Origin of the sequence: Bradyrhizobium sp. Ash2021 (assembly GCF_031202265.1) — a bacterium.
Classification (GTDB): Bacteria; Pseudomonadota; Alphaproteobacteria; order Rhizobiales; family Xanthobacteraceae; genus Bradyrhizobium.
In genome coordinates this window covers 772,331-797,027 of record NZ_CP100604.1, presented here as the reverse complement: position 1 = coordinate 797,027, position 24,697 = coordinate 772,331, and the positions used below count along the sequence as shown (strand labels likewise).

The window sequence follows — 24,697 nt, the reverse complement described above, 5'->3', positions numbered from 1 at the left end:
ACTGCGATGAAACTGCGAGAATTCCTGATCTACGGCTTCTGTCTTGCTGCGGGGGCGTTGTTCGCCACCGCAGCCGCGGCAGAGCGGCGCGTCGCGCTGGTGATCGGGAATGCCGTCTACAAGAATGCATCGTCGCTGCCCAATACGATCAACGACTCGACCGCGATCGCGGCGCTGTTCAAATCGGTGGGCTTCGAAGTCGTCATCTCACGCAACGATCTCGGCGTCGTCGATTTCAAGCGCAGCGTGCGTGAATTCCTGATCACGGCAGAGAACGCCGATATGGCGGTGGTCTATTATGCCGGCCACGGCATCGAGATCGGCGGCACCAACTATCTGGTCCCGGTGGATGCGAAACTCAGCCGCGACTACGACGTCGATGACGAGGCGGTGTCGCTCGACCGCATCATCTGGGCACTGCAGACGGTGCGCCGCCTGCGGCTGATTCTGCTCGACGCCTGCCGCGACAATCCGTTTGCCGCAAAGCTGCGCTCCGCAGGGAACCGAGCTACCGCCAGAGGCGGCCTTGCCAAGATCGAGGAAGTCAGCGCCGACACGCTGGTGGCTTATGCCGCGAAGGCCGGCTCGATTTCCTATGACGGCGACGGCATCAACAGCCCCTACGCCACCGCGCTGATCAAGCATCTCGCCGAGCCCGGCCTCGATATCCGCATCGCGCTCGGCCGCGTCCGCGATGATGTGGTCGCCATGACCGGCGGACGGCAGGAACCGTTCATCTACGGCTCGCTCGGCGGTGCCACCATCCCGCTGGTGTCGTTGCCGGCCAAGAAGGTCGAACCGCCGCCTGCGCCCGCCGCGGTCGCCAAGCGCGAGCCGCCGGCGGCGGCCGTACCTGCGCCAAGCCCGCCGTCACCCGCACCGCCGAAACCCGCGGTGGCCGTCGCTCCCGCGCCCGCCAGCGTGCCACCGGCGCCGCCAAAGCCGGTGGTGGTCGTCAACCCCGCGCCTGCCAACGTCCCGCCGGCGATCAAGATCGAACCGCCCAAGCCGGCGCTGCCGGCGCAAGCCGCACTGGAGACCGCCGATCCCTGCATCCGCGACGAACAGCGCCTGGCTCGCCTGCGCGCCAACCCGACGCCCGATGAAATCGCCAGCTTCCAGCGCGACCTCGGCTGCATCCGGCTGCGCCCCCAGGTGCAGCGCCTGTTCGAGAGCTACGTGACCGAACCGCGGCCTGCGGCGGCCCCGCCGGCGCCGAAGCTGCAGGCCGAGACCCAACCGGTTCCCGCCGAGGACGTCTGTGCGCGCGACACCGCCCGCCTGGCACGCCTGCGAGCCGAGCCGAGCATCAACGCTGTTGCAACATTCGAGCGGGAACTCGGCTGCGAGCAAATCCGACCGCAGCTGCGGCGGCTGCGTGAGAGCCTTGGCGGTTGACACGGCCGCGCACTCTCATGACAGACAGCGCGGCTCCGGATCATACACTTGCCCGACTCCAGGTTTTGCCCACGTTCAGCAAGATCATTTTTTTTCAAGTCGACAACAACCGGCATGGCCGCAATGCCGAACAGCAAAAGAAGAACAATGACGAGCGGGCAACACTCGTCGCGCAGAAACTCGAAATAAAGACGCGAGCCGTCATCGCAGGCCTCAAGAACAAGGCTACGGCGGAAAAGGCCTGCACTTCGATGTCAACCGCCGAGGGTCAGGCCTGCTGCCCCAAGGTCATGTTCGATGGCGCGGATCCAAAATTATGCAGCGTCGAAGCGATGTGCGAAGCCTTCGAGCATGGCGGCATGTTCGGAAGCGGTCTCGTAATCTGCAAGGTAGCCAGCAAATGAGCCGCCTTGGCGACAGGGCCGGAGGCGCGGCTTTTTTAAAGGTGTTGTCCCGGCGTTCGCCTGGCGTTCGCCGGGACAACGTTGAGATAGATAGCGCCTGCGATCACTTCGTCAGCGGACAACCGGAGTCCTTCGCGGTCGGGAACGCCTTGTCGCCCGGGACCACCGCGAGTTGCTTGTAGTAATCCCAGGGCTTCTTCGACTCCGACGGCTTCTTGACCTCGAACAGATAGAGGTCGTGCACCATGCGGCCGTTTTCCAGCACCTTGCCGCCTTGCGCAAAGAGATCGTCGACCGGAAGCTCCTTCAGCTTCCTGGCGACCGCCTCGGTGTCCTTGGTGCCGGCGGCCTTGACCGCCTTGAGATATTGCAGCGTCGCCGAATAGGTGCCGGCCTGGATCATGTTCGGCATCCGCCCGGTGCGCTTGAAGAAGCGATTGGCGAGCTCGCGGCTCTTGTCGTCGCGATCCCAGTAATAGCCTTCGGTCAGCACCAGGCCCTGGGCGGCCTCAAGCCCGAGACCGTGGACTTCGGCCAGGGTCAGCAGCAGACCGGCGAGCTTCTGACCGCCCTTGACGATGCCGAATTCGGCGGCCTGCTTGATCGAGTTGGTGGTGTCGAGACCGGCATTGGCAAGGCCGATGATCTTGGCCTTCGAGCTCTGCGCCTGCAGCAGGAACGACGAGAAATCCGACGAGTTGAGGGGAATGCGGACCGAGCCCAGCACCTTGCCGCCCTTCTCCTTGACGACATCGCCGGTGTCTTTTTCGAGCGCATAACCGAAGGCATAGTCCGCAGTCATGAAGAACCAGGTATCGCCGCCGGCCTCGACCAGCGCGCCGCCGGTGCCGACCGCCAGCGCGTGCGTGTCGTAGGCCCAGTGGAAGCCGTAGGGCTGGCAGGCATCGCCGGTGAGACGCGAGGTGGCCGCGCCGACCACGATGTCGATCTTCTTCATCTGCTTCGACAAATCGTGAATCGCGAGCGCCACCGACGACGTCGTCAACTCCGTGATCATGTCGACGCCTTCGACCTCATACCAGCGCCGCGCGATCGCGGTTGCGAGATCCGGCTTGTTCTGATGGTCGGCGGTAACGACTTCGATCTTCTGGCCAAGCACTTCGCCGCCGAAATCCTCCACCGCCATCTTGGCCGCTTCGACCGACCACTTGCCGCCGTAGTCGGCGTAGACCCCGGACTGATCGTTCAGAATGCCGATCTTGACGCCCTGTGCCGACGCCGGCCCGGCGAGGAAAAGACCGCACACCGCAACGGCCGCCAACAATCCCGATTTCATATGTATCTCCCAGTAGCTTCTGTCCGGAAATTTCGCGCAACAATATTTCATAACCCTGCGACTGCCCATCTATTTCGGATCAGCCAATAGTATTGGGCATTTGCGCCGCGGTCAGACCGCGGCCGGCTTCGCAGGATGCTTCCGATCGGCCAGCCCGCGGACCACCATGTAGAAAATCGGCGTGAAGACCAGGCCGAACAGCGTGACGCCGAGCATGCCGAAGAACACGGCGACACCGACCGCCTGACGCATCTCCGAGCCCGAGCCGGTCGAGATCACCAGCGGCAGCACGCCGAGAATGAACGCGAACGACGTCATCAGGATCGGCCGCAGCCGCAAGCGGCAGGCTTCGATGACCGCGTCCAGCCGCTCGCGCCCTTCGAGCTCGATGTCGCGGGCAAACTCGACGATCAGGATCGCATTCTTCGCGGCAAGGCCCACCAGCACCACGAAACCGATTTGCGTCAGGATATTGACGTCCTGCCCCATGATGCGCACGCCGATGGTCGCAGCGAGCAGGCACATCGGCACGATCAGGAGAACGGCGAACGGCAGGCTCCAGCTGCCATATTGCGCCGCCAGCACCAGGAACACGAACAGCACGCAGATCGGGAACACATAGAGACCCTGGTTGCCGCCGGTGACCTGCTGGTAGGACAGGTCGGTCCATTCGAACGAGAAACCGCTCGGCAGCGTTTGATCGGCGAGCTGCTTGATGGTGTTGAGGGCGGTCGTCGAGCTCGTGCCGGGCGTCGGCTCGCCCTGCAGTTCGGATGCCGCGTAGAGATTGTAGCGCGCGACGCGGTCGGGTCCGGAGATGTCGCGGAAATCGACCACGCTGCCGAGCATGACCATGTCACCCGCCGCATTGCGCGTGCGCAGCCGCGCGAGGTCGGAGGTCTCTTTCCTGAACGGCAGATCGGCTTGCGCGGTGACGTGATAGGTACGACCGAACAGGTTGAAGTCGTTGACGTAAGTCGAACCGAAATAGGTCTGAATCGTATCGTTGATGCTGGCGATGGGAACGCCGAGCTTCTGTGCCTTGACCCGATCGATGTCGACGAACAGTTGCGGCGTATTCGCGGTGAAGGGCGAGAACACCGAGGTGAGGTTCGGCGACTTGCGCGCGGCGGCGACCAATTCGTCGGTTGCGGCCGCCAACAACTCAGGACCGCGACCCTGACGGTCCTGGATGCGGATGGTGAAGCCGCCTCCGGTGCCGATGCCGGGCACCGCAGGCGGCGGAATCACGATGATGAAGGCACCCTGGATGCTCAGCAGCCGCTGGCGCAGATTGTTGGTGATGACGGTCGCGGTCAGCCCCTTCTTGAGGCGCACTTCCGGCTCCTCGAACACCGGGAACAGCGCCGCGGCGTTGCCGGCCTGCGTGCGCGTCGCGCCCGAGAAGCCGGCAAAGACCGCGACGCGAACGATACCCGGCGTATCCAGCGCAATCCGCTCGATCTCGCGTACCACTTCGGTGGTGCGCGCCAGCGACGCCGCGCCCGGCAATTGCGCCGAGATGATGACGTAGCCGCGATCCTGCGCCGGAATGAAGCCCTGCGACGTTGTCGCGAGCAGCCAGCCGGCGCTGCCGATCAGTGCGACATAGATCACGAGCATCACAGCCTTATGCCGGATCACGAAGCCGGCCACGCGCGCATAGCCGTGCGAGAGGCGGTCGAAGACGCGGTTGAAGAGGCCGGTGAAACTTTCCCAGCCGCGGGCGATGATGTTCCAGCGTGCCGGCGGCCGCTTGTCCTCGTGTGGAACCAGGATCAGCGAGGCCAGCGCCGGTGACAGCGTCAGCGAGCAGAAGCAGGAGATCGCGGTCGCCACCGCGATGGTGACGGCGAATTGCTGGAAGAACTGCCCGGAGATCCCGCCAAGGAACGCGGTCGGCACGAACACCGCGCACAGCACCAGCGCGATTGAGACCAGCGCCCCGCCGACCTCCTCCATGGTCTTGAGCGCGGCATCGCGCCGGCTCATGCCATGCTCGAGATGCCGCTCGACGTTTTCCACCACCACGATGGCGTCATCGACCACGATGCCGACTGCCAGCACAAGGCCGAACAGCGTCAGATTGTTGATCGAGAAGCCGAGCGCCGCCATCACAGCGAAGGTGCCGACCAGCGACACCGGGATAGCGACGATCGGGATGATCGCGGGCCGCCAGCCCTGCAGGAACACCAGCACCACAATGACGACGAGCGCCATGGCTTCGTAGATGGTCTTGATCAGCTCATGGACGGATTGCGCGATGAACTCGGTCGGGTTGTAGCCGATATTGTAGTCGAGCCCTTTGGGGAAGCTCGCCTTGAGCGTGGTCATCGTATCGGAGATGTTCTTGGCGGTGGCCAGCGCGTTCGATCCGGGCCGCTGTGTCACCAACATGCCGACCGCCGACTTTCGCAGCAGAAAGCTGTTGGTCGAGTAGGACAGCGCGCCGAGTTCGACGCGGGCGACGTCGCGCAGGCGCACCGTGCGGCCGTCGGAGCCGGCCTTCACCACGATGTCCTCGAATTGCTTTGGATCCTTCAGGCGGCCGGTAAACACCAGATTGGGCTGGAAGGCGCGGTCCGCGATCGGCGGCTCCGCGATCTGCCCGCCGGTGATCTGCAGGTTCTGCGAGCGGATCGCGGCCGTCACCTCGGCCGAGGTCAGGCCGAGATTGGCTATGCGGTCGGGATCGAGCCACAGCCTCATCGAATAGTCGCGGGCACCGAAGATCTGGATATCGCCGACGCCGTCGAGCCGCAGTAACTGGTCACGGACCTGCAGCAGCGCGTAGTTCGAGATATAGAGCTGGTCGAAGCTGTCGTCGGGCGACAGCATGAACACGACCATCAGGATGTCAGGACTGTTCTTGCGCGTGACGACGCCGTTGCGCTGCACCTCGTCCGGCAGTTGCGGCTGCGCGATTGCGACGCGGTTCTGCACCAGCACCTGGGCCTTGTCGAGATCGGTGCCGAGCTTGAAGGTGACGGTGATCGTCAATTGCCCGTTCGAGGTCGCCTGGCTGTAGAGATACAGCATGTCCTCGACGCCGTTGATCTGTTGCTCGATCGGAGCGGCGACGGTGTCGGAAACGATTTGCGCCGACGCGCCCGGATATTGCGTGGTGATGACGACGGTCGGCGGCACCACTTGCGGATATTCGGAGACCGGCAGCGTGGTGTAGGCGAGCGCGCCGACGATCAGCAGCACGATCGACAGCACCATCGCGAGGATGGGCTGGTTGATGGAGAGCCTGCCGAGATTCATGGCTTGGCACCGGCCGGGGCTGGAGCGGGACGCGGATTCACCTTGGCCCCGACGCGGGCGCGCTGCAGGCCGTCGACAATCACTTTATCGTCCGCCTTCAGGCCATCGCGGATCACGCGCAGGCCTTCATCGAGCGGCCCCAGCACCACAGGCTTCGCTTCGACCGTGTTATCGGCCTTGACCACGAACACGATCTTGCGCGACTGATTCGGTGGCAATCGCCGTATCCGGCAACAACAGGGCCTCATAGGGCGCGCTGCCGATCAGCCGCACGCGTCCGAACTGCCCCGGCAGGATCGAGAGATCCTTGTTCGGAATCACGGCGCGGCTGCGCAACGTCCCGGTCGAGACGTCGAGCCGGTTATCGATGAAATCCATCTTGCCGTCGTGCGACGGCTTGGTTTCGCCGGTCAGCTTCACCTGCACCGGGTTCGGGGTGTCGCGCGAACTCGGCCGCTTGCCCTCGAACCAGAGCCGGTTGTTCTTCAGGTAGGTCGCCTCGTCGACGTCGAAGTAGACGTAGATCGGATCGAGCGAGACGATCGAGGTGAGCAAGGTCGCGCCGCCCTCGCTGCCCTGCACGAGATTACCGATGCTGACGAGGTGGCGACTGGCGCGGCCGGCGATCGGCGCCAGTACATGGGTGAACTCGATGTTGAGCTGCGCCGCCTTGAGCGCACCTTCGGCTACGGTCTCGGCGGCGTGCGCCGCCTGCAAGGCCTGGCGGCGCTGGTCGACGACCTGTTCGGAGACAGCGCTGGTCTGGACCAGGTTCAGGCCGCGGTCGAGGTCGCGCTTGGCAAGCTCGGCCTTGGCGCGCGCATCAGCAAGCTGGCCGTCGGCCTGCTTGGCGACGGCTTCGAACGGCCGCGGATCGATGATGTAGAGCAGGTCGCCGGTGTGCACCATGTCGCCGTCCTTGAACTCGACATTGGTGACGAAGCCGCCGACGCGGGCGCGAACCTGAACTTCTTCGACCGCCTCGAACCGCCCGGTGAATTCATCCCAATCCGTGACGGTGCGTTTTACCGGTTGCGCGACGGTGACCGGCGGCGCCGGCGCGGCCGCCTGTGGTGGCGGTTTGTCGCCGCAGCCGGACAGCACAACGGCGATCAGGATGCCGAGCGGCCAGAGCCGGCCGAGTGGATGGCTGTTGAGGCCTTTGGCCAGGCGCCCCTGTCTCGCAGTCGCACTCAATGCCATCTCCCCTGCCCTTCGCGGCGCCACGATCGATCGGCGGTAGCCGATCCTTCGCGGCGGAGGCCACAGATGTGATCGGGTCACAGTCTGTTCAAGAACCGACCGGGATCAAGCAAAATAGTTACGCGTTCTGAGGGCTTTGCATCTTGCCCCCGTGCGTCGCAGGCGCGGTGGGGCAACAAGGCCGGCGCTGATATCGCCGATCACGCGATCGTGACGATCGTCATCGATGCCGGTCTGCGCGTGACGGAAGCGTGACGTCGTCACACCTGTCGTCGGCCGCCCGCCCTTGAGCAAAAATTCCTCTTCGCACGCGATCCAAAAATGCTTTCGCGCACGCACCGGCAGGCAGCAACCTCGGCGTGTCAAGGTTACCGGCATCTCAAAAAGGTTAACACGCGGGAACATTGACTCCCGGTTGCAGCGCCAATACGCTCATGGTTGCCAAGGCGTAAATTTTTTAGTGGCCGCTTTTCTTGAACATTCATTGATTTCGGCGGCGTGCGTGGGGCGTTTGCGGAATGACGGGCGAAATTTCAGTCGCTGGTAGTTTGCCTTGCAGAGTGACCCTTGCCATCGGCCGTTCCTTCAGCGGAACGGGACGGCTCCCACGCCATGCGCGATTTCAATCAAAAGATGTGAACGAGTTCACAGCTCGCTTCCTCAGGAGATCATAAAGAGTAAACCGGCCCAGCACCGGTTACGGGAGTAACCATGAGCACCATTCCTGCATTCACGTTCGGCGGCATCACCCGTCCGGCCCTCATCCTGGACCCGTCAGGGAATATCATTCTCGATCCGGCGGCGCAGGCCTTTATGGATACTTACGGGACCAAGGCGCTCTATGCCGGCTGCCCCCCCGGCACGCCGTTTCCTCCGATTCCGGACTTGCTGACGACACCGGTCGACACCAACCCGACCACCAACAGCGTCCTCGAAAACGCGGCGGTCAATACGCCGGTCGGCATCACGGCTTCCTCGAACAGCCTGCTTCCCTTCGCGATCACCTATTCGCTCACCGGTGACAACTCCGGCGGTGGCTTCAAGATCGATCCGCACACCGGCGTGGTGTCGGTCGCCGATCACACAAAAATCGATTTCGAGACCAGCCCGGGGCACGCCTACACCGTCACCGTACAGGCCACCGACGGTATCTTCACCACGTCACAGAGTTTCGCGATTGCCGTCGGCAACGTCAACGAAGCGCCGACGGGTGCCAGCAGCACCCTTACCACGAACGAAGATACCGCCCATGTCTTCACCGTCGCCGATTTCGGATTTAGCGATCCCCAGGACAACCCGTCGCCAAACGCGCTTCAGGCCGTCCATATCGACACGGTGTCCGGCAGCGGCTCGCTGACCAACAACGGCAATCCGGTGATTGCAGGCAGCGTTATCTCGGCCGCCGACATCATTGCAGGCCACCTCAAGTTCACGCCCGCCGCCGATGCCAACGGCGCCAGTTATGCGAGCTTCACGTTCCAGGTGCAGGACAATGGCGGCACCGCCAACGGCGGCGTCGATACCGACCCGACGGCCAAGACCATCACGATCAATGTCACGCCGGTCAACGATGCGCCGAGCTTCACGGAGGGTGCGAACCAGACTCTTCTGGAAGATGCCGGTCCGCAAACCGTCGCCGGATTCGCCACCGGAATCTCGGCCGGCCCCGCGAATGAAGCCGGCCAGACCGTGAATTTCCTGACCAGCAACGACAACAGTGCGCTGTTCTCGGTGCAGCCGACCATCGATGCCACCGGCCAACTGACCTTCACGGCGGCCGCCAACGGGTTTGGCGTCGCGCACGTAACGGTGCAGGCGCACGACAATGGCGGCACCGCCAATGGCGGCGTCGACACTTCTCCCGGGCAGACCTTCACGATCACGGTCGGTCCGGTCAATGACGCGCCGAGCTTTACCGTGGGCGCCGACCCGACCTCGCCGGAAGATTCCGGCGCCCAGACCATCAACGGCTTTGCCAGCAACATCTCGGACGGCCCCAACGAGACCGGCCAGACGCTGAACTTCATCGTCTCCAACAACAACAATGCGCTGTTCTCGGTGCAGCCGAGCATCGATGCGAACGGGAACCTGACCTACACGCCGGCCGCCAATGCGAACGGCAATGCGACGGTCCAGGTCCAGCTGCACGACAATGGCGGCACCGCCAATGGCGGTGTCGATACCTCTGCGGTGCAGACGTTCCACATCAACGTCCCGGCGGTGAACGACGCGCCGAGCTTTACGATCGGCGCCAACCAGGTCACGCTTGAGGATTCCGGCGCCCACACCGTCAACGGCTTCGTGACCGGCATCTCGCCCGGTCCGGCCGACGAGGCCGGCCAGACCGTGAACTTCCTGGTCTCGGACGACAACAATGCGATGTTCTCGGTGCAGCCGAGCATCGATGCCAGTGGAAACCTGACCTACACGCTGGCCGCCAACGCGAACGGCAGCGCCACCGTCAGCGTGCAGGCCCACGACAATGGCGGCACCGCCAATGGCGGCGTCGACACCTCGGCGGCACAGACCTTCACCATCGGCGCCACCGCGGTGAACGACGCGCCGGTCGGGACCGCCAATACCCTGACGATCCTGGAGGATCATACGCACGCCTTCACGGCAGCGGAGTTCGGATTTACTGATCCGGTGGATGCCGCAAGCGCGAGTGGCGCCAACGTGTTCCAGGACGTGATCATCACCACGATTCCAGGCGGAGCCGCGGGCACGCTGACGCTGAGCGGCGGCGCCGTCGCGGCCGGCCAGGTCATCGCGGTCGCCAACATCGGCAACCTCGTTTTCACGCCGGCCGCCAACGCCAACGGATCAGCGGAGGCTTCCTTCACCTTCCAGGTCCAGGACGATGGCGGCACCGCCAATGGCGGCGTCGACACCGATCCGACGCCCAAAACCATCACCTTCAACGTTACCCCGGTCAACGATGCCCCGGCCGGCACCGACAGCACGATCAGCGCCCAAGGCGCGCATACCTTCATTGCGGCCGACTTCGGCTTCACCGATCCGTCCGACGCCGCAGGCGCCGCGGGTGCCAACCACCTGTTGGCAGTCGAGATCACGACGATACCGGCGTCCGGCTCGCTGACGCTTAATGGGTCCCCGGTATCCGCCGGCCAATTCGTCACCGCGGCGGATATCGGCAGCGGTCTTCTCATTTTCACGCCGTCGGGAAACAGCAGCGGCAGCTTCACCTTCCAGGTCCAGGACGATGGCGGCACCGCCAACGGCGGCGCCGATCTCGACCTGTCGCCGAACACGCTGACGATCATTCAGAACACGCCGCCGGTCGCCAACGACGATTCGGTCTCCGCCACCGAAGCCGGCGGTCTCAACAATTCGGTCCCCGGCCTCAATCCGTCCGGCAACGTCATCCTCGGCACCGGCGCGCCCGGCGACGTCCAGGACACCGACGCGCAGGATGCGAGCAGCGCGCTCGCCGTCGTTGCGGTTCACACCGGCCCCGAGGGCGGGTCGCTCGCGACGGGCACCGTCGGGGTGCCCTTAGCTGGCGCCCACGGCACGCTGACGCTGAATTTGGACGGCTCCTACACCTATCTGGTGAATCAGACCGATGCCGCGGTCCAGGCGCTGCATACCGCGGCCGAAACGATCACCGACGTCTTCAACTACACCATCCAGGACACCGGCGGCCTGCAGGACACCGCGACGCTGACCATCACCATCCACGGCGCCGACGATTTGCCGCAGGCGGTCGCCGACACCGGCACCATGACCGAGGACGACGCGCCGACCTCGTTCAACGTCATCGCCAACGACACCCAGGATCCCGACCACACGGCCTTGAACACAATCGCGGTCGGTCCCGGCAGCGTCACCGTCACCGGCCCGGCCGGCGAGACCTTCGCCAATACCGACGCGACGGCGACCATCGTCAGCAACGAGGTTCAGGTTTCGCTGAACAACGCGCACTTCCAGCAGCTCGCGCTCGGCGAGCACGCCACGATCACCGTGCCCTACACGCTGACCGGCGATGCCGGCGAGACCTCATCCGCCAATCTCGTCGTCACCGTCAACGGCGTCAACGACGTGCCGGTCGCGGTGGACGATTCCGGCTCCATCACCGAAGACCAGGTCGGCACCTTCACGGTCCTGACCAACGATACGCTCGACGCCGACCACGGCGCGCCGAACAACGTCACCACGGGCGCCGTGACCAACCTGAGCGCTCCCGGGGGCGAAGGCATCACGACGTCGGACATCGGTGTCAGCGTCAACGGATCGAACCAGGTCGTGGTGACGCTCGGCTCCAATTTCCAGCACATGCAGGACGGCCAGACCACGACATTCGACGTGCCCTATACGCTGCACGGCGATCAGGCCGGCGATACCTCGACGGCGACGCTGCACGTCACCGTGAACGGCGCCAACGATGCGCCGGTCGCGGCCAATTTCACCTTCAACGGCGTCAATAGCGCCATCGGCAATACCGACCTCGTGGTCAACGACCCGACCGACGGAGCGCCGGATCCGGCCGGCCCGCAGGTGACCATCACCGCCAGCCTGCTCGGCGGCGCCACCGATGTCGACGGCCCCGGCCCGCTCGTCGTGGTGGCCGGCACGATCACGACCGCCCACAGCGGCACCGTCATCATGGAGGCGGACGGCGATTTCACCTACAAGCCGCCGGTCGGCTATATCGGTTCGGATTCCTTCACCTACCAGGTATCCGACCAGAACGCAGGCGTCTCGGGCGTCGGCCTCGGCACGGGAACGGTGACCATCAACGTCGCCTCGCCGCATGTCTGGTACGTCAACGCCGACGCAGCCACCGACGGCGACGGCTCGTCGGAAAAACCGTTCAACACCTTGTCGCATTTCGCCGGCGTCGGCGGCGTCGACTCCTCGGGCGACACCATCGTCCTCGAGACGGCGAGCGCCCACTATACCGGCGGGCTGACGCTCGAGAACAACGAGCAACTGATCAGCCAGAGCGCGGGCGTGACCATCGACGGCACCACGCTGTTCACCCCCAGCGGCGCCAACGCCGTCCTCGACGGCGGCCTCGTGCTCGGCACCGGCAACACCATCGAGGGCGTCGATTTCGGCGCGACCTCCGGCTTTGCGGTGTCCGGCTCCAGCGTCGGCACCCTCCACCTCGACGACACCACGACAGGCCTGATCAACAACGCTTCCGGCGGCGGCATCAGCATCGGCGGCTCGTCGAACGCCCTCACCGTCAACCTCTCCAGCGTCACCACAGGCGGCGGCACCAACGGCATCGCGCTGACCAATTCGTCCGGCACGGTCCATGTCCATGGCGGCACCATCTCCGGCGCTTCCAGCGCCGACGTCGCGCTGAGCGGCGGCACCGTTGCCTTCACCGATGACGGCGCAATCAACGACACCACCGGAACGGCCGTCTCGATCGCCGGCATGACCGGCGGCACCCAGGCCTTCACCGGCTCGGTCACCGGCGGCGCCGTGGCGCTTTCAACCAATACCGGCGCCACCATCAACTTCACGGGCGGCGTGTTTATCAACACCTCCGCTACCAACGGCACCGGCTTCAGCGCCACCGGCGGCGGCACGGTGACGGTGACGGGCGCGACCAACACCATCAATTCGGGACAGGGCACGGCGCTCGACGTCGAGAATACGACGATCGGCTCGGGCAACCTCACCTTCAAGAGCATCACCTCGAATGGCGGATCCGCCGACGGCATCATCCTGGTCAACACCGGATCGACCGGTGGCCTGCATGTGACCGGCGACGGCTCGACCGCCGCCAGCGGCGGCACCATCGCCAACAAGACCGGCGCCGATGGCAGCAGCACGCAAGGCACCGGCGTCTTCCTGAACAATACCCACGATGTTGAGCTTGCCTACATGCAGCTCAACGATTTCAGCAATTTCGCGATCCGCGGCAACAGCGTCACCGGCTTTACGCTGGATCACAGTGTCATCAATGGCGACAGCGGAACCTCGAACAGCCTGTCCGACCCGCTGGCGGCCTTTGCCAATGTCGGCGAAGACGCAGTCCGGTTTACCAACCTGCTCGGCTCCGGCTCGATCACCAATTCGACCATCAGCGGCGGCTATACCAACACGATCATGGTCGAGAACAACACCGGGACCTTGAACCGGCTGACGATCGATCACTCCACCATCGGCGGCCGGACCGACAATGGCACCGGCATGAACGACGGCATCAACTTCCAGGCCGACTCTGGAAGCACGGCGATGAACCTCACCGTGACCAACAGCGCGCTGACCACCGCGCGCGCCGCTTTGATTGCGGTCACCAACCAGGTCGGCACCAATACCGACGTCGTGTTCGACAACAATACGCTGACCAACAATCATCCGCTGACGGTCTCGGGCGGCCCGGGCCTCGACTTAGCCGGCCTCGGCAACATGACGTTCGACGTTTCCAACAACACGTTCGACATGCACGCCGCCAATGGCGGCACCGGCATCAAGTCCAACGTCATCGAGGTCAACAAGGGCACCGGCAGCGGCACCTCGACGTTCGATGGGACGATCTCCGGCAACACCATCGGCGTTGCCGCCACCGCCCATTCGGGCAGCGGCATCGGCTCGAACGATATCGACATCAACAGCCAGGACAATGGTGTGTTCAACGTCCTGGTCAAGAACAACATCCTCACCCATTACGACACCGCCGGCATCCAGATCTCCCAGATTGCGGGGAACAGCACAGTCAATGCGACGGTCACCGGCAATACCACCAGCAACGGCGACTCGAATGCCTTCGCCGGCCTCTATGTCGTAGCCGGCTCCGGCCTCGTGGGGGACAACGGCATTGTAAACCTCAATGTCAGCGGGAATGATTTTTCCAACGGCGATCCAGCAAATGGCAGCGATGTCTTCCTGCAGCAAAGCAGCCCGAGTCTCTCGACGTTCAACCTGTACAAGGGCGTTTCCGCTTCCGGCAGCCCAAGCCAGGTCGTGCTCGACAACAACCTCAATCCCGCCACCACGGTCGTCGCGACCTCCGGGACCATCCACATTGTGAGCACTGCACCGCCCCTACCGCTGCTCGCGGCCCCCGGCGGCGTGCAGGCTTCCTCGCCGACAACGGGCGAGATGCATCTGACCCAGTCAGAACTCGACTCCGTCGTGGCCGCGGCGATCGCGGAGTGGGCCGCCGCCGGCGCTACGGCCAGCCAGCTCGCTGCGCTTCACGCCGCCACTTTCAGTATCGCCGACCTGTCCGGCAGCATCATCGGCGACGAAACGTCTCCGGCGCATATCACGATCGACACCGATGCCGCCGGCCATGGCTGGTTCATCGATCCGACGCCGTCGGACAATTCGGAATTCACCCACGCCGTCAACGCCGCCGGCACCGACCTTCTGACCGACCCCACAAATGCGGCGGCCGGCCATCTCGATCTGCTCACCGCAGTGGTGCACGAGATGGGTCACGTGCTCGGGCTACCCGACAGCAACTCGGCAAGCGCCGTCAACGACCTGATGTACATCAGTCTCGTCGATGGCGAGCGGCGGCTGCCGGATTCCACCGACGTCGCCCAGGCCAGCACGACACCCGCCGTGCCTTCGACGCCGGCGGGGTCGAGCGCCTTCAACCAATCGTTCGCTTCAAATGCTTCCGGCAACGGTGCCGGCGGCTTCGGCGGCGCGGGGGCGGACAATTTCGTGTTCGCCCATGGCAACATCCAGGGCCCGACGCCGCCTGTCACGCCTGTCTTCGCTTTGGGCGACAAGTTCGACTTCTCGGCGCTGATCCCGCAATCCCACGGTTCGCTGGTCGGCGACGCGTCGCTGATACAAGCCGTCGGCGGAGCGGGCGGGTTCGCAGCGCCGCAGGTCAATACGGTCGACAGCAGCTTGGGAAGCAAGGCTGGCGCTATTTTGGTCAACGCCGCGCCAACCGACGGGACGCATTTCGGCGACGCCTTCAACGCGCTGCTCGACGGCCATACGGCCGTTCAGACCCACGCCGGCTGGCTGGTGTGAGCCGGGACTGACTGACGAAACTGACTAGGCGGGCCGACAAAGACCGCTTAAAAATAACAATCGCGGCGAACTGAAATCGCCGCGATCGACCGCCGAGAAGCGGGCCGCCCCAAGCAGATTCATATCGACTTATCGTTGCACTGTGGCATACTAGCAATGTTAGATAACATACATTGGAAGGAGCGCGCATGGCCGAGCCGTTTCTCGCAGAAATCCGCATAATGTCATTCGGCTTCCCGCCGAAAGGCTGGGCGCTTTGCGACGGTCAACTGCTTCCCATCAACCAGAATCAGGGCCTGTTCTCGTTGCTGGGAACGACATTCGGCGGCGACGGGCGCGTCAATTTCGGCCTGCCCAATCTGGACGGGCGAACGCCGATGCATATGGGCAATGGTCACACGCTCGGCGAGCGCGGCGGCGAGCAGGGTCACACACTGAGTATATCGGAATTGCCGCAGCATATCCATTCTGCGCAGGCCTCTCCGACCGACGGCGATCAGGTGATCGCAACGAATAATTATCTCGGACCGGTAAGCCAGCTGTACGGAGCGCCTACCAATCTCACCTCCCTTGTTCCAAGTGAGATCAGCCTCGTCGGCGGCAGCCAGGCGCATCTGAACATGCAGCCGTTCCTGGTCCTTAGTTTCTGTATTGCCCTTCAGGGCATTTTCCCGTCACAGACCTGAGGAAACCCATCCATGGCACAGCCTTATGTGGGAGAGATTCGCTTGTTCGCCGGCAATTTTGCGCCGGCCGGCTGGATGTTCTGCGAAGGACAGCTGCTGCCGATCTCCGAATTCGAAACCCTGTTCAACCTGATCGGCACCACCTATGGCGGCGACGGCCAGGCCACGTTCGCGCTGCCGGACATGCGCGGGCGTCTTCCGGTTCACCAGGGCAACGGCTTTACCCTGGCCCAGACCGGCGGGGTCGAGGAAGTGACGCTCACGACGTCGCAGATCCCCGCACACAGCCATCCGTTTGTGGCGACCATCAATATTGGCGGCGGGAGCGCGCCGGGCAACAACGTCCTCGCGCAATCCTCCACGGTCAAGGTGTATTCGGCCGTATCGCCCAACGTGGCGTTCGGTGCGTCGTCGATCACCAACACCGGCGGCAGCCAGCCTCATACCAACTTCCAGCCCTATCTCTGCGTCGACTACATCATCTCGCTTTTCGGCATCTTCCCGAGCCAGACCTAGGAGCACACCATGGATCCGTTCGTCGCGGAAATCCGCATCTACGGTTTCAACTTCGCGCCCAAGGGCTGGGCGTTCTGCGACGGGCAGATCCTGCCGCTGTCGCAGAACACCGCGCTGTTCTCGCTGCTCGGCACCACCTATGGCGGCGACGGCAAAAGCAACTTCGCGCTGCCGGACATGCAGGGCAACGCGCCGATGCATCCGGGCCAGGGCCCAGGGCTGTCGCTGCATGATCTCGGGGAAACCGGCGGCACCGATACCGTGACGCTGCTGGAAAGCGAGATGCCGTCGCACAATCACGGATTGATGGCCGAGGTCACGCCCTCGCTGCTATTCGCGCCGGGCCCCACGACGGCGCTCGGCCGGTCTGTCGGCGGGCCCGCTTATCAGACGAGCAGTGCCGGTCTGGTGCAATTGAACGTGCAGGCGATTGCGCCCGCCGGCGGCAGCCAGCCGCACAACAACCTGATGCCGTATCTTACGCTCAATTTCTGCATTGCCCTGCAGGGCGTCTACCCACCACGGACCTGAGCCGCGTTCGATGCAAATATCAGCGGTTACCGTCCCGTTCGGCTGGGCGCGTGCCGCCGAGGCCGGTCTGAGGTTTCGCCGGATCACGGATGTGGATCTGCCGTTTCTGGCGCGGGTCTACGCCTCCACCCGCGCCGAGGAACTCGCCCCCGCACCGCTGACCGACGCGCAAAAGGCTGCATTCCTGGACGCCCAGTTCCGGGCGCAGCACGCGCATTACCAGAAGTATTATCCGCAAGCCGACTGGCTGGTAACGATGCGCGGGGCCGAGGACATCGGCCGCCTCTACATCGAGCGCTGGCCGAGCCAGCATCGCATCATCGATATCGCCTTCCTGCCCGAACATTGCGGCAAGGGCTTTGGCGCCGCGCTGCTGCGTGACCTGCAGGACGAGGCCGCCGCCGCCGGCAAGGCGGTGTCGATCCATGTCGAGAAACTCAATCCCGCGATGCGGCTCTACCGGCGCCTCGGATTCGTCACCGAGGAAGACAAGGGCGTCTACGATCTGATGCGCTGGACCGCGGCGGCGGCGTGATCTCGCGCAAGATCGTTATCCCGTGGCCTCGTGGTTCGAGACGCGCGGCGTTGCCGCGCTCCTCACCATGAGGGTCTAAGACCTCATCCTGAGGAGCACGCGTTAGCGTGCGTCTCGAAGGGTGAAGCCACCGAACCCAAATGCGTTACGTGAACGTCGCGTGATAGCCGTTGCCGCCCTGCGTCGGCCCGACCGGCACCAGAAACATCTCCATCGTGCCGAGCGCCGGATGTGTCACCGGATAGGTCGCCTGCGGCAGCCACGGGCCTTGCGGCGCGACGAACAGCAGCGCGAACGCGCCACCCTCCCGTCCGCTGGCGCCCGCCGGAGCGACCTTCACCAGTTTCAACGGCACGACACCGCTCGATGCCTGCATGTCGAAGACCGTATCGCGATGCGGCGCGAAATCGTCGATCTTGAGCGTCGCGAGGTCGGTCGATGATGACATTGCAATATCCATCCGGTTAAGCCGTTCCCTCTAGCATATTGCGGATCACGCGACAAAATTTGCGTTGGCCACAATCGGGAGGCCCATACCCCTTTATGTCGTCCCGGCCCATATGCGCAATTGCGCATCAGGAGCCGGACCCAAAACCACCGATGCCGCGGTGGATGGGGCTGGAGCTGCAATCCCTTTCGTGACTAACATCGGTGGCTATGGGCCCCGGCGCCCGCGCGCAACCGCGCACTCAGCCGGGATGACGTCAGAGCGAGGTCGGCCATGGACGCGACTGTAACACCAGCTTTGCCGCGCGGCGCCGATCACATCGCGCCTGACTGCGCCGGGCAAAATTTTTACGCCATCGATCGCGGCCTGCGCGATCTGCTCGCGCTTTATCTCTCGCCGGACGTTTTCCGGCGGCTGGAGCCGCATTTCGATCGCCTCGGCGCGCTGGCCGGCGGAAAGCTGGATGAACTGGCGCGGATCGCCGACAAACATCCGCCGGTGCTGCACCCGCGCGACCGCTTCGGCCGCGACGAGGACTGGATCGATTATCACTCCGCCTACCGCGAGATGGAGCAAATCGCTTTCGGCGATTTCGGGTTTCACGCCATGAGCCATCGCGCCGGCACGCTCGGCATGGACCGCCCGCTGCCCGCGGTCGCCAAATACGCGCTGCAATATCTGTTCGTGCAGGCCGAATTCGGCCTGATGTGCCCGATCAGCGTGACCGACACCTCGATCCATCTGATCCGGAAATTTGGCAGCCGCGAATTGCAAGAATATCTGCTGCCGAAAATGCTGTCCGCCGATCCGGCGACCCAGTGGAAGGGCACCCAGTTCATGACCGAGCGCGCCGGCGGCTCCGATGTCGGCAGCATCGAAACCGTCGCCCGCCACGAGGACGGCGAATGGCGGCTGTATGGCGACAAATGGTTCTGCTCGCACGCCGACGCCGACGTTGCATTGCTGCTGGCGCGCCCGGAAGGCGCGCCGGCCGGGACCAAAGGCCTGGCGCTGTTCGCGCTGCCGCGCCGGTTGAAGGACGGCAGCCGCAACGCCTATCGCATCGTCCGGCTCAAGGACAAGCTCGGCACCCGTTCGATGGCAAGCGGCGAGATCTTGCTGGAAGGCGCCACAGCCTTTCTGGTCGGTGCCGCCGATCAGGGCCTGAAGCAGATGATGGAGCAGGTCAATCTGTCCCGGCTGTCGCATGGTGTCCGCGCGGCGGCGATGATGCGGCGCTGCGTCAACGAGGCCATGGTGTGCGCGCGAACGCGCTCCGCCTTTGGCAAAACCATCATCGACTATCCCCTGCTCCGCCGCCAGCTGCTGAAGATCACGCTGCCGGCGGAACAGGCGCTGTCGATGTTCCTGTTCGCGGCCGACGCGATGGACCGCGCCAATGCCGGCGCAAGCGACGCCGAAAATTGTTTGCGGATCCTGACGCCGCTTCTGAAATTTCGCGCCTGCCGCGACAACATTCCGGTGGCGACCGGCGCGATGGAGGTGCGCGGCGGCAATGGTTACATCGAGGAATGGGTGCAGGCGCGGCTGGTGCGCGACGCTCATATCGGCGTGCTCTGGGAGGGCACCAGCAACATCAATGCGCTCGACATCGTTACCCGGGCGGTCGGCAAGAGCGGCGCGCACAAGGCGCTGGAAGCCGCACTGCTGAAATTGCTCGACGAAGCCGCGGCCATTCCAGCGGCGTTCCGCGACCGCCTGCGGCAGACGCTCGACCGGACCATGCGCTTCGCCGAACGCGTCGCCGCCGATCCCGCGCGGGAAGTGCACGCGCGGCGTGCGGCGAGTGCGCTCTATCACATTACCAGCGCCGTGCTGATGACGCGCGAAGCCGCCCAGCCCGGCGCCGATGCGCGCAGGGCGCTCTTGGCGCGGCTGGTGCTGGAGCATCGCCTGGGCGTGCAGGATCCGCTGGCGCCCGAGGCCGGCGAATGGGAACGAGAGGCTGTGGAAATTTTGTTATCGGATCGCAGCGTGTCGGTTGCGGAGATTGGTGGGCTGCTTGAGTAAATAGCCTCGTCATTCCGGGGCGACGCGCAGCGTCGAACCCGGAATCTCGAGATTCCGGGTTCGCGTCTTCGACGCGCCCCGGAATGACCGGGGTAAGCATCTTCGGGCATGACGTCTCGCGCCAGCTTCGCTAGATTGCCGTCGAGGAAAGGAAACATCCGGGGGAGGACAAGCGCGTGCACCAGGGCCGTGTCGTATTCGGCGCGATGGATGAGGTTGTCTTCGGCCGTCCGGCGGCCGAGGCGATCGTCGAGCAGCTCGATCGCCTGAAGGCTGCCCGCGCCTTCCTGATGGTCAGCGGAACGCTCAACCGCGAGACCGACGAGATCGGCAAAATCCGCCGCGCGCTGGGCGCGCGCTGCGTCGCCATGTTCGACGCGATGCCGGCGCACACGCCGCGCAGCGCCGTCATCGCCGCCGCCAACCAGGCCCGCGCCGCCGATGCGGACATCATCATAACCGTCGGCGGCGGCTCGATCACCGACGGCGCCAAGGCGGTGCAGCTCTGCCTCGCCAACGATGTGAATACGGTCGAAGGCATCGACGCCGTTCGCGGCCAGGGCAGCGGCTCGCTGGCCGCGCCAACCGTGCGCCAGATCAGCGTGCCGACGACGATCGCCGGTGGCGAGTTCTCGTCGATCGCCGGCGTCACCAACGAAAAGACGCGGATCAAGGAAGGGCTGCGCCATCCGCTGCTGATGCCGCGCGCCACCATCCTCGATCCCTGGCTTTCCGTGCACACGCCGGAATGGCTGTTCCTGTCGACCGGAATCCGCGCCGTCGATCACTGCGTGGAAGGCATCTGTTCCCGTGAGGCGCATCCTTACGGCGATGCACAGGCGCTGAAAGGGCTAGCCATGCTGACCGAGGCGCTGCCGCGGGTGAAGGCGGACTCCAACGACATCGACGCGCGGATGGATTGCCAGATCGGGACCTGGCTCTCGACCGGGCCGCTGGCGTCGGGCGTGCCGATGGGCGCCAGCCACGGCATCGGCTATGTGCTCGGCGCCGAATTCGATGTGCCGCACGGCTACACGTCCTGCGTGATGCTGCCTTCGGTGATGCGCTGGAACAAGCCTGATAACGCCGAGCGGCAGGCGCTGGTCGCGGCGGCGATGGGACACCCAGGCGAGGATGCCGGCGATGTGCTCGACAATTTCATTCGCGGCCTCGGCATGCCGCACAGCCTGCAGGATGTTCGCGTAGGCCCCGAACATTTCGACCGGATCGCGCAAGCTGCGATGGCGACACCGTGGGTCCCGCGCAATCCGCGCCGGATCGAGGACCCGTCGCAGGTCCGCGAGATTCTTCTAATGGCGGCATAAGGGAACCAAAAGCAAGATGTACACCGGCAAGCATGCGCTTCTTCGTCCGCTTCAGCCCGCCTTCATCATGGCCGGCACCGGCGAGGCCGTCACCTATCGCGAGCTGGATGCGCGCAGCAACGCGCTGGCGCATCTGTTCCGCAACCGCGGCCTCAAGCGGCTCGACCACTATGCGATCTTCATGGAGAACAACAGCCGCTACCTCGAAGCCTGCGGCGCCGGCGAGCGCTCCGGCCTGTATTTCACCTGCGTGAATTCCTACCTGACCGCCAGCGAGCTCGCCTACATCCTCACCAACAGCGAGTCGCGCATTCTCATCACCTCAAAGGCAAAACTCGAGGTTGCGCGCGAGGCGCTGAAGCAATGCCCCAGGGTCGAGCTTTGCATCGTCGCCGATGGCGACGGCGAGAGCGAGCGCATCGTCGGCCTGCGGCAGGCAACGGCGGGCTTACCGACGACGCCGATCGCAGACGAGTCGGTCGGCACCGCGATGCTCTATTCGTCGGGCACCACCGGCCGGCCGAAGGGCATTTTGCGGCCGCTGCCGGAACAGCCGCCGGTACAGAACCTGCCGATCTTCGACTTCCTGCACAAGCTTTGGCAGTACCGCGAGGGCATGATCTATCTGTCGCCGGCGCCGCTCTATCATTCGGCGCCGCAGGCCGCGGTCAACCTCACCATACGATCCGGCGGCACCGTCATCATCATGGAGGGTTTTGATCCCGAGCGTTACCTCGAACTGATCCCGAAATGGGGCATCACGCATACGCAACTGGTGCCGACGATGTTCTCGCGCATGCTCAAACTGCCGGAGGAGGTGCGATCCCGCTACGATTTGTCGTCGCTGGAGATCGCGATCCATGCGGCGGCGCCGTGTCCAGCGATGGTCAAAGACGACATCATCAAATGGTGGGGACCGATCGTCCACGAATATTACGGCGCCACCGAAGGCCTCGGCTTCACCGCCTGCAACAGCCAGGAATGGCTGGCGCATCGCGGCACCGTCGGCAAGGTCTATCTCGGCGACCTGCATATTCTCGACGAGAACATGAAACCCTGCCCCGTCGGCACTCCGGGCATAGTGTGGTTCAAGACCGCGACGCCGTTTGAATATTTCAACGATCCCAACCGAACGAAGGAAGCCCGCTCGGCGGACGGCAGCATGAGCACCGTCGGCGACGTCGGCTATGTCGACGCGGATGGCTTTCTCTATCTGACCGATCGCGCGACCTTCATGATCATCTCCGGCGGCGTCAACATCTACCCGCAGGAATGCGAAAACCTCCTGATCACGCATCCCAAGATCGCGGACGCCGCAGTGTTCGGCGTCCCCAATGCCGATCTCGGCGAGGAAGTGAAGGCGGTGGTGCAGCCGATGCCGGGGGTTTCGCCGGGACCCGAACTCGCAGAGGAGTTGATTCAGTTTTGCGGCCAATCGCTGTCGCGCCAAAAAGTCCCCCGATCGATCGACTTCGAAGCCGAGCTGCCGCGGCTTCCGACCGGCAAGCTCTACAAACGTTTGTTGCGCGACCGCTACTGGGGCAACAAGACGTCACGCATCGTGTGACGGCGAGAGCGAGCTCCGAGCTTCCTTCATTTGCCGACCGGGCAAGTGCCGGGATTGTCGCATGGGGACGGTGATGCGCGCGTGGTGGCGGCGGCCTCGGAGGCTGGACCTTCAACCCCATTCACCAGGGCCGAGACGCGCCAGCGATAGGCAGATGCCGGCGTCAGGCCGGAATCGGCGAAACTCGCACCGGCCACGTCGGCCACCGCGGCAAACTGGCCATCAGCGCCGGCCCGCGCGATACGGTAGGATGTCGTTCCCGGCTGCGGGGTCCACGCCAGATCGGCAGAAATGTCCGAGGTGTCGATGACCATGAGCGCCGCCGGCGCCGCGGCGGCGGCCGGCGCGGGCGCGGGTACAGCCCGCGCGGTCAGTGCATCGAGCATCGCCTTGATCGTCCTGATCTGCGGCCCCGACTTGGCGACATAGCTGTCCGCGTGATTGACGTAGCTCCACCAGTCCCAGCACGCCTGCGGATTGAACGGCAGGTACGAACTCGACATGGTCTGCGGATAAAGCACGATCAGGCGATTGGTGTCCGCCCAGGCATTGTACCCGGTGTCGTCGACGTAACGCCGATCGATATCGCCACTGTCCTGCTTGCAGCCATGCAGCGCGATGTGGACCCGGCACGCCGCACCCTCCTCGCACGCCTTGGGAACGAACACGTAACCGGAGTCGCCCAGACTGAGCGAACCGGCGTCATCGGGCCGGGTGTAAACCGACTGGTCGAAACGCTTGACCGTCCCGCTCAATGTCCCCCGGTTGGGAGCATTCAACGCGCCATAGATATGCTGGAGAATGATTCCGGCCTGGTCATAGCCGCACTGGTCGATATACGGGACGGCGTTGTCGCCGCAGCCGTTGAGGCCGTCCTTGTGCGGGTCCTGCGCGATGACCAGCGAATGACCCGCGCCGATCGTGGTCTGGTAGTACAGGTTGCCTCGGTTGGCCTCGCCGAGATAATGCCGATAGAAATCCGCGGCCGCATCGGTGACCGATTTCGCCACGACAGCGTCGTTGTAGCCGTGGAAGACGTATATCTTCTGCCGCCGCACGAATTGCAGGGCATCGATATCGCCGGAAGCCGATTTGGCGTCGGCCTTTGCGAAAGAGCTGCCCAGTTCCGGCGGCGGCCCGGTCATGCATGGGCCGGTCGCGGTCATGATCGGCAGCGTGTAGCCGTTGATGATGTCGTCGGCATCCGCCTTCGCGCACCAATAGGGCCCGCCGGCGACCACGCCGACGCCCTTGATCACCGAAGACCAGGCGGTCGCGAACTGCACGGCCATGAAGGCGCCCGACGAGATGCCCGATATCGAGCTTTCGCCGATGTCGGCGTTGTAGCCGGCCAGTTTTGCAGGCTGTTCGGCCCGCGCCGGGCCCGCGGCCGACGCCGCCGCGCCAAAAGCGATTGCCGTCGCCATAGCCACGCCTGGGTTCATGACACGCTCCTGTTGAGCCGAAGACATCAGACACCTCTGGTATGCTGGTTTCATGCCAAAGCCGGGG

14 protein-coding genes and 1 pseudogene are annotated in these 24,697 nt (G+C 64.3%); 10 read left to right on the top strand and 5 right to left on the bottom strand.

Annotation, left to right across the window (positions count from 1 at the left end):
* Positions 1–6: 6 nt before the first annotated feature.
* Together NL528_RS03680 and NL528_RS03675 are read left to right on the top strand one after the other, a co-directional pair.
* Positions 7–1,398, top strand: a complete 1,392-nt coding sequence (locus tag NL528_RS03680) for a caspase family protein (RefSeq protein WP_309181364.1) — start codon at positions 7–9, stop codon at positions 1,396–1,398.
* Complete coding sequence (locus NL528_RS03675; protein WP_309181363.1) at positions 1,395–1,802, top strand: hypothetical protein; 408 nt, start codon at positions 1,395–1,397, stop codon at positions 1,800–1,802. The genes NL528_RS03680 and NL528_RS03675 overlap by 4 nt, the downstream gene beginning before the upstream one ends.
* Positions 1,803–1,905: 103 nt before the next feature.
* Here NL528_RS03675 and NL528_RS03670 read toward each other — a convergent pair whose 3' ends face one another.
* From NL528_RS03670 to NL528_RS03660, 3 genes and pseudogenes are all read right to left on the bottom strand, one after another.
* Positions 1,906–3,099: an ABC transporter substrate-binding protein gene (locus NL528_RS03670; protein WP_309181362.1), complete on the bottom strand. Its 1,194-nt coding sequence runs from the start codon at positions 3,097–3,099 to the stop codon at positions 1,906–1,908.
* 111 nt (positions 3,100–3,210) lie between these two features.
* Complete coding sequence (locus NL528_RS03665; RefSeq protein ID WP_309181361.1) at positions 3,211–6,366, bottom strand: multidrug efflux RND transporter permease subunit; 3,156 nt, start codon at positions 6,364–6,366, stop codon at positions 3,211–3,213.
* Positions 6,363–7,569: pseudogene (locus NL528_RS03660) on the bottom strand (efflux RND transporter periplasmic adaptor subunit). Before NL528_RS03660 ends, NL528_RS03665 begins: the two are co-directional and overlap by 4 nt.
* Before the next feature lie 711 nt (positions 7,570–8,280).
* Between NL528_RS03660 and NL528_RS03655 the strand changes: the two are divergent.
* From NL528_RS03655 to NL528_RS03635, 5 genes are all read left to right on the top strand, one after another.
* Positions 8,281–15,546 carry a tandem-95 repeat protein gene (locus NL528_RS03655; protein WP_309181360.1) on the top strand — a complete coding sequence of 2,422 codons (7,266 nt, stop codon included), beginning with the start codon at positions 8,281–8,283 and terminating at the stop codon, positions 15,544–15,546.
* Between the two features lie 188 nt (positions 15,547–15,734).
* Complete coding sequence (locus NL528_RS03650) at positions 15,735–16,232, top strand: tail fiber protein (protein ID WP_309181359.1); 498 nt, start codon at positions 15,735–15,737, stop codon at positions 16,230–16,232.
* Positions 16,233–16,244: 12 nt separating this feature from the next.
* Positions 16,245–16,748, top strand: a complete 504-nt coding sequence (locus NL528_RS03645) for a tail fiber protein (protein WP_309181358.1) — start codon at positions 16,245–16,247, stop codon at positions 16,746–16,748.
* Between the two features lie 9 nt (positions 16,749–16,757).
* Complete coding sequence (locus NL528_RS03640; protein ID WP_309181357.1) at positions 16,758–17,279, top strand: tail fiber protein; 522 nt, start codon at positions 16,758–16,760, stop codon at positions 17,277–17,279.
* A gap of 10 nt (positions 17,280–17,289) precedes the next feature.
* Positions 17,290–17,814: a GNAT family N-acetyltransferase gene (locus NL528_RS03635; RefSeq protein ID WP_309181356.1), complete on the top strand. Its 525-nt coding sequence runs from the start codon at positions 17,290–17,292 to the stop codon at positions 17,812–17,814.
* A gap of 145 nt (positions 17,815–17,959) precedes the next feature.
* Here NL528_RS03635 and NL528_RS03630 read toward each other — a convergent pair whose 3' ends face one another.
* Positions 17,960–18,262 (bottom strand): DUF6916 family protein, encoded by a 303-nt coding sequence (locus NL528_RS03630; protein ID WP_309181355.1) that lies wholly within the window; start codon positions 18,260–18,262, stop codon positions 17,960–17,962.
* A gap of 273 nt (positions 18,263–18,535) precedes the next feature.
* Here NL528_RS03630 and NL528_RS03625 point away from each other — a divergent pair, with 273 nt between their 5' ends.
* The 3 genes from NL528_RS03625 (at position 18,536) to NL528_RS03615 (ending at position 23,185) form a co-directional block, all read left to right on the top strand.
* Entirely contained in the window at positions 18,536–20,293 is a 1,758-nt protein-coding gene (locus tag NL528_RS03625; protein ID WP_309181354.1) for an acyl-CoA dehydrogenase family protein, read from the top strand.
* Between the two features lie 176 nt (positions 20,294–20,469).
* Entirely contained in the window at positions 20,470–21,618 is a 1,149-nt protein-coding gene (locus NL528_RS03620; RefSeq protein WP_309181353.1) for an iron-containing alcohol dehydrogenase, read from the top strand.
* A gap of 16 nt (positions 21,619–21,634) precedes the next feature.
* A complete protein-coding gene (locus NL528_RS03615; RefSeq protein WP_309181352.1) occupies positions 21,635–23,185 on the top strand; it encodes an AMP-binding protein in 1,551 nt (516 codons plus the stop codon).
* 26 nt (positions 23,186–23,211) lie between these two features.
* Here the strand turns inward: NL528_RS03615 and NL528_RS03610 are convergent, their stop codons facing one another.
* Positions 23,212–24,630 carry a PHB depolymerase family esterase gene (locus NL528_RS03610; RefSeq protein WP_309181351.1) on the bottom strand — a complete coding sequence of 473 codons (1,419 nt, stop codon included), beginning with the start codon at positions 24,628–24,630 and terminating at the stop codon, positions 23,212–23,214.
* Positions 24,631–24,697 lie beyond the last annotated feature (67 nt).